Origin of the sequence: Pseudomonas sp. Au-Pse12, assembly GCF_021341665.1 — a bacterium.
Classification (GTDB): Bacteria; Pseudomonadota; Gammaproteobacteria; order Pseudomonadales; family Pseudomonadaceae; genus Aquipseudomonas.
This window is the reverse complement of the sequence record NZ_JAJTTH010000003.1, coordinates 99,227-111,834: the sequence shown is the minus strand read 5'-3', so window position 1 is coordinate 111,834 and position 12,608 is coordinate 99,227. Positions and strand designations below refer to the sequence as shown.

Genomic DNA, 12,608 nt, shown 5'->3' with positions numbered 1-12,608 from the left:
TGATTGATCAGGCATAAAAAATCCCCGACTGGTTCGGGGATTTTTTTGTCTGGAGTTTGTGTCGGACTTGCCGGTGAAGCATCAGCCAAAGCGGTAGATATCCATGCCCAGGGCGCCCAGGGTGAAGCCTTGGTGGGCCACGCTGAATTCACCCCCGGCACCGCGAGCGAAGTACAGAGGCAGCAAGTGCTCATCGCTGGGATGACTGCGCACGGCATGCGGCGCCTGCCGGCGGTAGTCATGCAGGGCCTCTTGGTCATCGGCGGCCAGCTTGTCGATCATCCAGTCACGGAAGGCCTTGGCCCAGGGTTCGACACTTTCCGGGCCGGCGTGCCAGTCCAGCTCCCGCAGGTTGTGGGTGATGCTGCCGGAGCCGATCAGCAACACGCCCTGTTGTCGCAGGATCGCCAGCGCGTGACCGACGCGAGTCTGCAACGCCGGCCCCTGGCGGCTGGGCAGCGAGAGCTGGACCACCGGCATATCCGCCTGCGGATACATCAGTGACAGCGGCACCCAGGCGCCGTGGTCGAAGGGGCGCTGGCTGTCCAGTTGCGCCGGCAGCCCATCGGCCTGGAGCAGTTCCACCACCTGGGCGGCCAGTTCCGGGCTGCCTGGGGCCGGGTATTGCACAGCGAACAGCGCTGCGGGAAAACCGCCGAAATCGTGCCAGGTTTCCGGGTGCGGGCTGGCGCTGACCCGCAGGTCCTGGCTTTCCCAGTGGGCCGAAACCACCAGGATCGCCTTGGGTCTTGGCAGCTCGGCGGCCAAACGGGCCAGGGCAGGGCCGCTGGCGCCGGGTTCCAGGGCCAGCATGGGAGAGCCATGGGAGATGAACAGGCTGGGAAGCATGAAGGGGCTCCTGAAGGTTAAGATGCGCCATCTTCAATCAGATCAATGATCTAAATCTAATATAAGTTTTAGCGCTTTTTGATCGAATTTTAAGGACTTCTCATGCAAGCGGACTTTTGGCAAAAACGTTGGGAGCGCGATCAGATCGGCTTTCACCTGGCAGAGGTCAACCCTTACCTGCAGCAGTACTGGCCGGCCTTGGGGCTGGCGGCGCAAACCCGCGTGCTGGTGCCGTTGTGCGGCAAGAGCCTGGACCTGATCTGGCTTGCCGACCAAGGGTTCGAGGTGCTGGGCATCGAATTGGCGGAAAAGGCGGTGGAGGATTTCTTTCGTGAGCACCAGTTGCAGCCGCAGATCCGCCAGCACGGGGTGTTTAAGGTCTACGCCCACGGTCCGATCCAGCTCTGGTGCGGCGATTTCTTTGCCTTGACCGCCGAGGACACGGCTGATTGCGCGGCCCTGTATGACCGCGCAGCCATGATTGCCTTGCCCCCGCCGATGCGACAGCGCTATGCCGCCCACCTCAATGGCCTGTTGCCGAATGGCAGCAAGGGGCTGCTGATCACCATGGATTACGCCCAGGAGCAGTTGGACGGCCCGCCATTTGCGGTGCTCGACGATGAGGTCCGGCAACGCCTGGGGGGCGTCTGGCAGCTGCAGGTGGAAACAGAGCGCGACATTCTTGGGGAGAGCTGGAAGTTTCTCCAGGGTGGCGTGACCCGGCTGGTGGAGCGGGTTTATCGCCTGAGCAAACAGGATGCGGCTGGATAGTTTTTAGCGGCCATGCAAAAGGGCGACTTGCGTCGCCCTTTTGGGTATTGCCTTGCAGTGGGTCAGCCGCGACGACGCAGGGCGTCGATACGCTCTTCCAGCGGCGGGTGGCTCATGAACATGCGAGCCAGGCCCTGTTTGATGCCGCCATTGATGCCGAAGGCGTTCAGGGTGTCGGGCATATGCACTGGCAGGCCCTGTTCCGAACGCAGGCGCTGCAGGGCGCCGATCATGGCGTTGGTGCCGGCCAGGCGGGCACCGGCTTCGTCGGCACGGTATTCACGCTTGCGCGAGAACCACATGACGATGGCGCTGGCCAGAAAGCCCAGGACCAGCTCGGCGAAGATGGTCGCCACGTAGTAGGCGATGCCCTGGCCTTCTTCGTTCTTGAAGATCACCTTGTCGACAAAGTTGCCGATGATCCGCGCGAAGAACATTACGAAGGTGTTCACCACGCCCTGAATCAGCGCCAGGGTCACCATGTCGCCGTTGGCAACGTGACCGATCTCGTGGGCCAGCACGGCTTTCACTTCATCGGGCGAGAAGCGCTCCAGCAGGCCTTGGCTGACCGCCACCAGGGCGTCGTTCTTGTTCCAGCCGGTGGCGAAGGCGTTGGCCTCGTAGGCTGGGAAAATACCCACTTCGGGCATCTTGATCCCGGCTTCGCGGGACAGTTGCTCGACAGTCTGCAGCAACCATTGCTCATGGCGGGTGCGCGGTTGGGTGATGATCTGCGTGCTGGTGCTCATCTTCGCCATCCACTTGGAGATGAACAGCGAGAACAGCGAACCGGCAAAACCGAAGACCGCACAGAAAATCAGCAGCTGATTGAGGTTCAGATCAACCCCATTGGCCGCCATGAACCCGTTGAAGCCGAAAAGGCTCAGGGTAATGCTGGCAATCAGCACGACCGCAAGGTTAGTGGCCAAAAACAGCAGGATTCGCATCATGGTTGTAGAAATCTCCTCAAGCTAAAGATGTAGCGTACTGCGGGCTATATAAGGTGCGGCAACCGCCTATTCAATACGGCTTCTATTTCAAACTGTGTCGCACAGGCCGAGTCTAGACGCTTGCATGACAACGCCATGACGGATTGCCAGGGCGGCCTTCACCCGGCTGTGCGTGCAGACATGTGACAGTGGGCAGGACGGAAAGTGCAAGCTTATAGAAGGGGAGTGGAGCAGGGCAGCGAAGATGTGTTGCTGAATTAATCGCAGTGCGATCGGGGAAGGATCGCACTGCGTTTTCGCCGTTATTGGCGGTAGGACTTGAGGAAACTTCCGATCCGACCAATGGCTTGTTCCAGGTCATCCACCCGCGGCAGGGTCACGACGCGGAAGTGATCCGGCCATGGCCAGTTGAAGGCGGTGCCCTGGACCACCAGGAGTTTTTCCGAAAGCAGCAGGTCCAGAACGAACTTTTCGTCGTTATGGATCGGGCAGACTTTCGGATCGATCCGTGGGAAGGCATACAGCGCGCCCATGGGTTTCACGCAGCTGACCCCGGGAATGTCATTGAGCAGTTCCCAGGTGCGGTTGCGCTGTTCCAGCAGGCGGCCCGGCGGCAGCACCAGGTCGTTGATGCTCTGGTAGCCGCCCAGGGCGGTCTGGATCGCGTGCTGGCTGGGCACGTTGGCGCACAGGCGCATGTTGGCCAGCATGTCGATGCCTTCGATATAGCTCAGGGCATGCTGCTTGGGACCGGAAATGGCCACCCAGCCGGAGCGGAAACCGGCCACGCGGTAGGACTTGGACAGGCCGTTGAAGGTCAGGCACAGCAGGTCCGGCGCCAGGGATGCGGTGCAGATATGCACGGCGTCATCGTAGAGGATCTTGTCGTAGATCTCGTCCGAGAACACCACCAGGTTGTGCTGGCGGGCCAGTTCCAGCATGCCCAGCAGCACTTCCTTGGGGTACACGGCACCGGTCGGGTTGTTCGGGTTGATGATCACCAGGGCCTTGGTGTTCGGGGTGATCTTGGCCTTGATGTCGGCCAGGTCCGGCCACCAGTTGGCCTGTTCGTCGCACAGGTAGTGCACCGGGTTGCCACCGGCGAGGCTCACCGCGGCCGTCCACAGTGGATAGTCCGGGGCCGGCACCAGCACTTCGTCGCCGTTGTTGAGCAGGGCCTGCATGGCCATCACGATCAGCTCGGAAACACCGTTGCCCAGGTAGATGTCCTCAATGCCGATGCCTTCCACCTGCTTCTGCTGGTAGTACTGCATCACCGCCTTGCGGGCACTGAACAGGCCCTTGGAGTCGCTGTAGCCCTGGGCGGTGGGCAGGTTGCGGATCACGTCCTGGAGGATTTCGTCCGGCGCTTCGAAACCAAAGGGCGCCGGGTTGCCGATATTCAGCTTGAGGATGCGATGGCCTTCCTCTTCCAGACGTTTGGCGTGCTTGAGCACTGGGCCGCGAATGTCATAACAGACGTTGGCGAGCTTGTTCGATTTGCTGACCTGCATGGCGATGTGTTCCCGAAAATGAACGATCCAGGCGGAGGATGAACTACCGTACTGGGAATCCTGCCGTGTCACACCGGCCTGTAGCCCGCACCGGCTGCGGCAAAATCCGTTTGAATGGGTGTAACGCGGCTGCCAGACTGGTGTCTGACGAGGCGCAATCATACGTGCCGCCCGATCCGTGGAAAAGACACAGATCGGGCTTTTTCCGTTGCAGAGGAAGGACCATGGAAAAGCTGGAAAAAACCCTGGAAGAATGGCGGGCGATGCTCGATCCGGAGCAGTACAACGTCTGCCGGCTCAAGGGCACCGAACGGCCCTTCTCGGGCAAGTACAACGGCACCAGGACCGACGGCGTCTATCACTGCATCTGCTGCAATGAAGCGCTGTTCGACGCCAAGGCCAAATTCGATTCCGGGTGTGGCTGGCCGAGCTTCTTCGAACCCATTGCCGACAGCGCCATGGTCGAGATTCGCGACGTGAGCCACGGCATGATCCGCACCGAAGTGGTCTGCGCCAAATGCGACGCGCACCTGGGCCATGTGTTCCCGGATGGCCCGCCGCCCACCGGCCTGCGCTATTGCATCAACTCGGTGTGCCTGGATCTGGTTCCGCGCTAGGCACCTGGGCGATTCTGTGGAGTCGCCTTTCGCTCAATTAAATTGCACGCTATTTAATTGAGCGCTATTTTTACCGCCTCTTATCTTGAATGGAGTTGCTGCCATGACCGACGCGCTGCTGACTATTCCCTGCACCACCATCAAGGGTGAACAGAAGACCCTGGCGGACTTCGCCGGCAAGGCCGTGCTGGTGGTCAACACCGCCAGCAAGTGTGGCTTCACCCCCCAGTACAAGGGGCTGGAAGAACTATGGCAGACCTACAAGGACCAGGGGCTGGTGGTGCTGGGCTTTCCGTGCAATCAGTTCGGCAAGCAGGAGCCAGGTAATGAAGGGGCGATTTCCGAGTTCTGCGAGCTCAACTACGGCGTGAGTTTCCCGCTGTTCAAGAAGATCGACGTCAATGGCGCCGCGGCCCACCCGTTGTTCGTCCAGCTGAAGAAGCGCGCTCCCGGTGTCCTGGGTTCCCAGGGCATCAAGTGGAACTTCACCAAGTTCCTGATCGGTCGGGACGGCCAACTGGTCAAGCGCTTCGCTCCGGCGACCAAGCCTCAGGACCTGACCCGCGAGATTGAAGCCCTGCTCAAATGAACGACGGTTCCGTGGATGCACTGAAACTCGATTCCCAGCTGTGCTTCAAGCTGTACGCGGCCTCGCGAGCGGTGGTCCGTGGCTACAAGCCGATGCTCGACCGCCTGGGCCTGACCTACCCGCAGTACCTGGTGATGCTGGTGCTGTGGGAGTGGCAGGCAGCGCCTCCCCCCCTGCCGACGGTGAAAGCCCTGGGCGAGCGGCTGGCCCTGGATTCCGGAACCTTGACCCCGCTGCTCAAGCGCCTGGAACAGCTGCAACTGGTGCAGCGCCAGCGTTCCGGGCGCGATGAGCGCGAAGTGCATTTGAGCCTGAGTGACAGCGGCCTGGCCCTGCGCGCGCAAGTACCGCCGTTGAAGGCGGCGCTGCTGTGCGACAGCGGGGTCGACCTCGATAGCCTGGATCAACTGCGCGACGGCCTGGATCGCTTGCTGCAACAGATCAAAGTCTTGTCGTAGTCGGCACCCAGAGGTCCAGCAGGGCGATCAGCTCTTCGCGGCGAAATGGCTTGGCCAGGTAGTCGCTCATGCCAGCGGCGCGGCAGCGTTCGCGTTCCTCGGGCATGGCGTTGGCGGTCAGGGCGATGATCGGCAGGTCTGGCCAGCGCCCGCTGCGCCGGATCTGCCGGCTGGCCTCGTAGCCATCCATGACCGGCATGTTGCAGTCCATCAGCACCAGGTCGAAACGATGCTGTTCCAGCTGGCTGAGGGCTTCGGCGCCATGGGCCGCCACGGTGACCGCGCAACCGAGCTTGCTCAGCATGCCCTTGGCCACCAGCTGGTTCACCGGGTTGTCCTCCACCAGCAGAATGTCCGCTCGACGCAGCGGCGTCGGCATTTCCAGCTGGGCGTCGTTGAGGGTGATGGTTTCCGCCAGCAACGAGCGTCGCAGGGTCTGGTACAGCGCGTTGCGCGCCAGGGGCCGTGCCTGTTGTTGCAGCGGCGCCAGGGCATTGGCCTCTTCGCTGGGCAGGAAACTGCCATAGGCGGTCACCAGCAGGATCGGGGCGCTGATCGCCGGACGCAGGCCGAACAGGCATTCCGGGCAGTCGGTGATCAGCAGGTCGGGATCGAGCCCGACCAGGGAGTCCTCGATATTACAGCGCTGGTAGCTCAGCCCCCAGTGGGGCAGCAGGCTGGCCAGCAGCTCGGCCAGGCCGCTGCCAGCATCGGTGATGGCGATGATGTTGCCGGAAAGTGCCGGCGGTGCTGCGGCTGGGGTGTGGCAAGGCAGCGGCAGATCGGCGCAGAACTGGCTGCCGAAGCCGACTTCAGAACTGATGCTCAGGCGTCCGTTCATGGCCTCGCAGAGGTTGTAAGTCAGGGCCAGGCCCAGGCCGGTGCCGCCGTATTGTCGGGTGATGCCAGCGCCCGCCTGGGTATAGGGCTGGAAGATCCGCACCTGGGCTTCCTGGGCGATGCCGATGCCGGTGTCGCAGATCTCGATGCGTACTCCGTCGCCCAGAGTGCTCAGGCGTACATCGACGCGGCCGAAGCGGGTGAACTTGAGGGCGTTGGACAGCAGGTTGCTGACGATCTGCCGCACCCGCATCGGGTCCCCGAGCACCAGGGCCGGGAAGTCCGGGGCGATCAGGCACGCCAGCTCGACACTCGCCGCGGCGTTTTGCGACAGCAGGTTGGCGGTGTCTTCCACCAGCACCCCAAGGTCGAAGGGAATGCGTTCCAGCTCCAGTTGCCCGGCATCGAACTTGGACATGTCGAGAATATCGTTGAGCAGTTCCACCAGGACCTTGCCGGAGTCGTGGGCTATCGACAGCTGCTGGCGCTGCTCGGGGTTCAGCGGGCTGTCCAGGGACAGCGCGATCATCCCCAGCAGGCCATTGAGCGGGGTGCGGATCTCGTGGCTCATGTTGGCCAGGAACGCCGCTCGGGCCTGGGCCATGTCCAGGGCGGTGCGCCGGGCGACTTCCAGTTCCTCGTTGGACTGGCTGAGGCGGGCGTTGCTGGCCTTGAGTTCAGTGGTGCGGGCCGAGACGATGTTCTCCAGCTGGCCGAGGTATTCGGTCAGGCGGTTCTCGGCGTTGCGCCGCTGCTGGATCTCGGTGGCCATGATCTCGAACTGCTGGTTGGCCACCTTGACCAGTACCCCGACTTCATCGTTCTCGTGGCCATGGGGAAACTCCAGCTTGGCCTGCTTCTGGCTGCGCGGGTCGCGGCTGCTGAGCTCGCGGATCACGCCCACCAGGGGTTTGGTCAGCATCACGTAGAACAGCGCGAGGAGAATCCCGGTCAGGATCAGGCTCCGGGCGAAACCGTTGATCAGGGTGACCTCGGCGCGGCGCAGAAAGCGGCTGCCGAAGGCATAGGTATCGACGTCCAGGTGCAGGGTGCCGAGGGATTCCTCGGGCAGGTGGCTGAGGTAGAGGCGGTCCTCGAACTGGCGGTCGGCGCCGAACAGGAAGTCGCTGATGGCCCGATAGCCGTTCTGTTGCGGCGGACGTTCGACGTTGGCCAGCAGGGTATTGTTGTTGTCGATCAACTGCGCGCGAATGATCGCCGGTGAGCGCAGCAGCCCCAGGGTCAACTCCTGAGCCAGTTCGGCATCGATGTTGTAGGCGATGCGCGAGGCCGGGTTGTGACTGATTTCCAGCAGCGATTGGATTTCACGATTGATGGAGGCGTCTTCGCTGGCATAATCGATGCCGATTTGCAGCAGACTGAGCGCGGTCCCCAGAATGAAACCCACCAGTACGGTGAGCCGAGCCTGTTTATAGGACAGGCGGTTGGTGAACTTGATATCCATGGGGGGTTGAACCACTTTTGTTTCCCTTCGCTGCGCAAGCATAGCTGATCATCTTTGGTTGCCGGCCTGGCCGGGCAGCAGCTGATAAAGCGATAGACCCCTTGATCGGGCTTGCGTTTGTTCTGTGTGCCGCATCATTACCTTGAACGTGCCTGAGGAAAAGTCGTGGATGCCCGATTGAATGCATTTCTTGAACGTGCCGATGCGGTGCTGGCGCGGATTGAACCCTTGTTGCCGGCCCTGCGCCAGCCCATCGACTGGAGTCAGTGCCTGGCTGCCCGCTGGCAACGCGAAGGGCGCAGCGGTTTCCTGCTGCCGCTGGAGGTCAGCCTGGACATGCGCCTGAGCGATCTGATCGGGGTCGACAAGCAACGCGAGCAGTTGGCGCGCAACACCCAGCAGTTCCTTGACGGCCTGCCGGCCAACCATGCCTTGCTGTGGGGTTCCCGCGGCACGGGCAAATCCTCGCTGGTGCGGGCCTTGCTGGCCGAACATGCCAAGGGTGGCCTGCGACTGATCGAGATCGAGCGCGACCACCTGGCGGACTTGCCACGGGTGGTGGAGCAACTGGTCAAGCTGCCGCAGCGTTTCGTGCTGTTCTGCGACGACCTGTCGTTCGAGGCCGGCGAGGGCGATTACCGGGTACTCAAGAGTGTGCTCGACGGTTCCCTGGAGCAGGCGCCGGAGAACGTGCTGCTGTACGCCACTTCGAACCGTCGGCACCTGGTGCCGGAAAAGGAAAGCGACAACGAGAACTGGAAGCGCGTCGACGGCGAGTTGCACCCCAGCGAAGCGGTGGAAGACAAGATCGCCCTGTCGGACCGCTTCGGCCTGTGGCTGTCGTTCTACCCCTTCACCCAGGAACACTTCCTCAATGTGGTGGAGCACTGGATTGGCGAGCTGGCGCGCAAGGCCGGCCTCAGCTGGCAGCGTGACGAAGCGCTGGATATTCTCGCGGTGCGCTGGGCCACAGGCCGCGGCAACCGCAATGGCCGTTGTGCCTATCAATTTGCCCGCTATTGGGTGGGCTTGCAGTTGTTGGAGCAAAAAGCATGATCGATTTGCAAAACGCCGGACAGGGCCTGGACGGTTATGGGCTGCTGTGCGCGCAACTGGAGTCGCTGTTGGCCGATGAGCGCGATTTCATCGCCAACGCCGCGCAGTTCTCGGCTTTTCTCTATAGCCAGCTGGATGACCTGAACTGGGCCGGTTTCTACCTCAACCGCAACCAGGAACTGGTGCTCGGGCCGTTCCAGGGGCAGATTGCCTGCGTGCGGATTGCCTTTGGTCGTGGCGTTTGCGGCACCGCGGCGGCGACCCTGCAAACCCAGCGAGTGGAGGATGTGCATGCCTTTGCCGGGCACATCGCCTGCGACAGTGCCTCCAACAGCGAGTTGGTGGTGCCGCTGGTCAAGGAGGGCCGTCTGATCGGTGTGCTCGACCTGGACAGCCCCAGCCTGGCCCGTTTCAGCGTCGAGGATCAGGCCGGTATCGAGCGTTTGGCCGCGATCTTCCTGCGTCTGAGCGACTGCTGAGGCCTCAGGCGTTCACCCCGGCCTTTTTCAACAGCAAGGCGTGATCCACCGGGTCGATCTGTGCTGGCGCCATGAAGCGCTCGGCGTACTGCTGGTAGATCCGCTGGTCGATGAACAGCTCGAACAGCTCCGGGTCGATATGGGCGTCGCGGCACATCATGGCCATGATGTTCAGGGCCTCGCTCAAGGTCTTGCCCTTCTTGTAAGGGCGGTCCGCGGCGGTCAGGGCTTCGAAGATGTCGGCGATCGCCATCATTCGCGCCGGCAGGCTCATCTGCTCGCGTTTCAACTGCCGGGGATAGCCCGTGCCGTCCATCTTCTCGTGGTGGCCGCCGGCGATCTCCGCGACATTCTGCAAGTGGCTGGGGAAGGGCAGGTGCTCCAGCATGATGATGGTCTGCACGATGTGGTGGTTGATCACATAGCGCTCCTCGGCGGTTAGAGTGCCCCGGGCAATGCTCAGGTTGTACAGCTCGCCACGGTTGTACTTGTAGGCGGGCACCTGGAGCTTGAACTCCCAGGGGTTGTTCGCCGCCATGATTTCCGTGGCGTTGCGCTCCAGCAAGTGCTCGGGCTTGTCCGCCAAAAGCGGCTCCAGCACCGGCAGGCTGGGCGCGGGGGTACGTTGCTGGCGCTGGTTCTCTTCCCAGGAAACCCCCAGGCGATTGTCCAGGGTGCGGCTCCAGGTGCGCTGGGCAATGGCCTGCAAACGCAGCTGGTCGGCTTCGGCCATGAACTCCGCGCCCAGGTTGCAGCGGGCGACAAAGGCAAAATCCTCATCCAGGGCTTGCAGGCGCTCTTCGCGCTCGCGGGCCAGCGGCGGTTCTGCGGCGCCTTCGGCCAGGGCGCGCCAGTAGTCGATCCAGGCATCGCGCTTGAGCACTTCGAAGCGCGTGCGGATCTCGTGGATGCGATCGTTCAGGGTTTCCAGCTTGGTGGCCTTGTCCACCACGTACTCGGGAGTGGTGACCTTGCCGCAGTCATGCAGCCAGGCGGCGATGTGCAAGGCTTCCCATTCGTCTTCGGTGGGCTGGTAGGCGGCGAACCTCGGGTCCTGGCTGGCCGCGGCAGCTTCGGCCAGCATCAGGGTCAGGGCCGGCACGCGCTGGCAGTGACCGCCGGTGTAGGGGCTCTTGGCGTCAATGGCGCCGGCCAGCAACTGGATGAAGGAGTCCAGCAACTGCTTCTGCTTGTTCTGCAGGCGCTGGCTTTCGATGCACAGCGCAGCGGTGGCGGACACCGCCTGGATAAAGGCGATGCGGTCCGGGCTGAGTTTGTCCAGGTCGGCCTGGGCGCCGCTGTCTTCCAGAAACAGCAGGAGCATGCCGACCATTTCGTTGTGCCGATTATGCAAACGGATGCCCAGCAAGTGAGCGCTGGGACTGCCCAGGGCCAGCAGCACGCTTTGCAGGCTGCCGGCCTGTTCGAAGCCCAGGGTGGTGACCACGTTGTCGTTGTCGGTCAGCTGGCGCAGCCAGGGCGGCAGCCTGGGGTCCTCCAGGTCCTTGATGGCGATGTTGAAGCGCGGCAGGTCCTGGTGTTCGCCGCCGATGATCAGCCCGTGGGGCTCCAGGCGCGAGCCCTTGCTTTCGCAGAGGTAGATCAACCCGGCCTGGGCCTGGGCGATTTTCACCGTTTCGAACAGCACCCTTTGCAGCAGCGGGTCGAAGCGGGTTTCTGCCGAAAGGCTGGCGTTGATCTCGAAAAAGCTCGCCAGGGTGTCTTTCATCCGGGCCATGGAAACGCTCAGTTGATCGACCTCCAGCACCGGTGAGCGACGTGACACCGGATAGTCGAAATCGAAACTGCGGATCGCATCGGCTTCCTGCACCAGGGCGCGCAGGGGGCGCACCAGCACCCGCGAGATCAACCAGCCCAGGGGCAGGCAGAGCAGCAGGGTGGTGAGGGTGATCAGGGCGCCTTGCCAGCGCAGCCGATAGGCATCGGCCAGCAGCTCGTCCTCGGGCACCAGCAGGGCCAGTTGCAGGCCGCCGGGGCCGCCCTGGTCGATATGGCTGCTGGCGACGATCCAGTTGCGCCCCTGGACCAGCAGGTGGCCGTCTTGCGCCTGTCCACGCAGCAGCGCGTCCAGCACCGGGCTCAGGGCATTGCCCTTGATCAGGCGCGCGGTGTGTTTCTCGATGATCAGCTTGTCGCTGTCGGGGTAGGCCACGGCGTTGCCCTTGTCATCCAGCAGCACCACTTCGGTGCTGGGGGTGACCCGGTGCTTGGCCAGGGTCGCGGACAGTTGCTCCAGGGTCAGGTCGGTGCCCAGGACCGCCATGTTGCCGCTGCGCCGCGCCAGGGTGGTGCCGACATTGCCGGTGGAATAGAACAGGTAGGGCTCGGTGGTGATCTGCTCGCTGCTGCCCCGGGCGCTGGAAAACCACTCGCGGCTCCTTGGATCGTAGGTCTCGTCCGGGTTGTCCCGGCGGCTGATCAGCGACAACTGCGGATCGAAGAACAGCGACTGCGAGTGGACCTGGCCGGTGCTGGCGTCGCGTTCGATGCTCCAGACCTCGTAGGCGCTGCCCTCAGGGGCCTGGCGGGCGGTTCTGAGGGCTTCGCTGCGCAAGGGGCGGACCATGAAGAAGTCGCCGTTGACGTAACCCAGGTACAGCGAGGCAAGGTCGCTGTTGTCCACCAGCATGTGGCTGAACGGCTTGAGCAGTTCCAGGCGCTGCTGCAGCGACGCGGCCTGGGTCGGTGGAGCGTCGGCCAGGAGGCTGAGCAGATGACCGATCGGTTGGTAGGTGGCGTTGATGTCGCCCTGCACATCCTGCTCGATGCGCTGGAAGAGCTTCTCGCTGCTGCCAAGAATGATCCGGGTGGTCTGCTGGTAATTGAAGATGCCCAGCACCACGCCAGTGAACAGCAACAGCAGGGTAAACATTGCGCTGATATGGATATGTAAGGGAAAGCGACGTTGTACAGGCTGTGGCGTGCTCGGCATTCCCATTCTCTCCAAGGGCGCATGAGGGATGGCTCAGCGTCTAAGCATAGTTAAGGCAGGCATTCCT

General features: G+C 62.6%; 11 protein-coding genes. 6 read left to right on the top strand and 5 right to left on the bottom strand.

Annotation, left to right across the window (positions count from 1 at the left end; all coding sequences use genetic code 11):
• Positions 1-81: 81 nt before the first annotated feature.
• Positions 82-849: a DODA-type extradiol aromatic ring-opening family dioxygenase gene (locus LXM55_RS08800; protein WP_233320043.1), complete on the bottom strand. Its 768-nt coding sequence runs from the start codon at positions 847-849 to the stop codon at positions 82-84.
• A 102-nt stretch (positions 850-951) separates the two neighbouring features.
• Between LXM55_RS08800 and LXM55_RS08795 the strand changes: the two genes are divergently transcribed.
• Positions 952-1,620 carry a thiopurine S-methyltransferase gene (locus LXM55_RS08795; protein WP_233320042.1) on the top strand — a complete coding sequence of 223 codons (669 nt, stop codon included), beginning with the start codon at positions 952-954 and terminating at the stop codon, positions 1,618-1,620.
• Positions 1,621-1,682: 62 nt separating this feature from the next.
• On the opposite strand, the gene htpX is transcribed toward LXM55_RS08795, so the two are convergent.
• Entirely contained in the window at positions 1,683-2,570 is an 888-nt protein-coding gene (gene htpX / locus LXM55_RS08790) for a protease HtpX (protein ID WP_016965069.1), read from the bottom strand.
• A gap of 302 nt (positions 2,571-2,872) precedes the next feature.
• Entirely contained in the window at positions 2,873-4,084 is a 1,212-nt protein-coding gene (locus LXM55_RS08785; protein WP_016965070.1) for a pyridoxal phosphate-dependent aminotransferase, read from the bottom strand.
• Positions 4,085-4,308: 224 nt separating this feature from the next.
• Here LXM55_RS08785 and msrB point away from each other — a divergent pair, with 224 nt between their 5' ends.
• The 3 genes from msrB to LXM55_RS08770 all read left to right on the top strand — a co-directional run bounded on the left by msrB (position 4,309) and on the right by LXM55_RS08770 (position 5,748).
• Positions 4,309-4,701, top strand: a complete 393-nt coding sequence (gene msrB / locus LXM55_RS08780) for a peptide-methionine (R)-S-oxide reductase MsrB (protein WP_233320041.1) — start codon at positions 4,309-4,311, stop codon at positions 4,699-4,701.
• A gap of 103 nt (positions 4,702-4,804) precedes the next feature.
• On the top strand, positions 4,805-5,290 hold the full coding sequence (locus tag LXM55_RS08775) for a glutathione peroxidase (RefSeq protein ID WP_233320040.1): 486 nt from the start codon (positions 4,805-4,807) through the stop codon (positions 5,288-5,290).
• Complete coding sequence (locus LXM55_RS08770; RefSeq protein WP_233320039.1) at positions 5,287-5,748, top strand: MarR family winged helix-turn-helix transcriptional regulator; 462 nt, start codon at positions 5,287-5,289, stop codon at positions 5,746-5,748. Before LXM55_RS08775 ends, LXM55_RS08770 begins: the two co-directional genes overlap by 4 nt.
• Here the strand turns inward: LXM55_RS08770 and LXM55_RS08765 are convergent.
• Positions 5,732-8,053 (bottom strand): hybrid sensor histidine kinase/response regulator, encoded by a 2,322-nt coding sequence (locus tag LXM55_RS08765; RefSeq protein WP_233320038.1) that lies wholly within the window; start codon positions 8,051-8,053, stop codon positions 5,732-5,734. The genes LXM55_RS08770 and LXM55_RS08765 overlap by 17 nt on opposite strands.
• Positions 8,054-8,218: 165 nt before the next feature.
• Between LXM55_RS08765 and LXM55_RS08760 the strand changes: the two genes are divergently transcribed.
• Together LXM55_RS08760 and LXM55_RS08755 are read left to right on the top strand one after the other, a co-directional pair.
• Positions 8,219-9,109: an ATP-binding protein gene (locus LXM55_RS08760; RefSeq protein WP_233320037.1), complete on the top strand. Its 891-nt coding sequence runs from the start codon at positions 8,219-8,221 to the stop codon at positions 9,107-9,109.
• Positions 9,106-9,588, top strand: coding sequence for a GAF domain-containing protein (locus tag LXM55_RS08755; RefSeq protein ID WP_233320036.1), 483 nt, complete (start codon positions 9,106-9,108; stop codon positions 9,586-9,588). Before LXM55_RS08760 ends, LXM55_RS08755 begins: the two co-directional genes overlap by 4 nt.
• A 4-nt stretch (positions 9,589-9,592) precedes the next feature.
• Here LXM55_RS08755 and LXM55_RS08750 read toward each other — a convergent pair whose 3' ends face one another.
• Positions 9,593-12,541 carry an HD domain-containing phosphohydrolase gene (locus LXM55_RS08750; RefSeq protein ID WP_233320035.1) on the bottom strand — a complete coding sequence of 983 codons (2,949 nt, stop codon included), beginning with the start codon at positions 12,539-12,541 and terminating at the stop codon, positions 9,593-9,595.
• Between the last annotated feature and the right edge of the window lie 67 nt (positions 12,542-12,608).

What these genes read in the sequence shown, in the direction of transcription:
- LXM55_RS08800 (WP_233320043.1), bottom strand. Translation starts at nt 849, where the DNA reads ATGCTTCCCAGCCTGTTCATCTCCCATGGCTCTCCCATGCTGGCCCTG.
- LXM55_RS08795 (WP_233320042.1), top strand. Translation starts at nt 952, where the DNA reads ATGCAAGCGGACTTTTGGCAAAAACGTTGGGAGCGCGATCAGATCGGC.
- htpX (WP_016965069.1), bottom strand. Translation starts at nt 2,570, where the DNA reads ATGATGCGAATCCTGCTGTTTTTGGCCACTAACCTTGCGGTCGTGCTG.
- LXM55_RS08785 (WP_016965070.1), bottom strand. Translation starts at nt 4,084, where the DNA reads ATGCAGGTCAGCAAATCGAACAAGCTCGCCAACGTCTGTTATGACATT.
- msrB (WP_233320041.1), top strand. Translation starts at nt 4,309, where the DNA reads ATGGAAAAGCTGGAAAAAACCCTGGAAGAATGGCGGGCGATGCTCGAT.
- LXM55_RS08775 (WP_233320040.1), top strand. Translation starts at nt 4,805, where the DNA reads ATGACCGACGCGCTGCTGACTATTCCCTGCACCACCATCAAGGGTGAA.
- LXM55_RS08770 (WP_233320039.1), top strand. Translation starts at nt 5,287, where the DNA reads ATGAACGACGGTTCCGTGGATGCACTGAAACTCGATTCCCAGCTGTGC.
- LXM55_RS08765 (WP_233320038.1), bottom strand. Translation starts at nt 8,053, where the DNA reads ATGGATATCAAGTTCACCAACCGCCTGTCCTATAAACAGGCTCGGCTC.
- LXM55_RS08755 (WP_233320036.1), top strand. Translation starts at nt 9,106, where the DNA reads ATGATCGATTTGCAAAACGCCGGACAGGGCCTGGACGGTTATGGGCTG.
- LXM55_RS08750 (WP_233320035.1), bottom strand. Translation starts at nt 12,541, where the DNA reads ATGCCGAGCACGCCACAGCCTGTACAACGTCGCTTTCCCTTACATATC.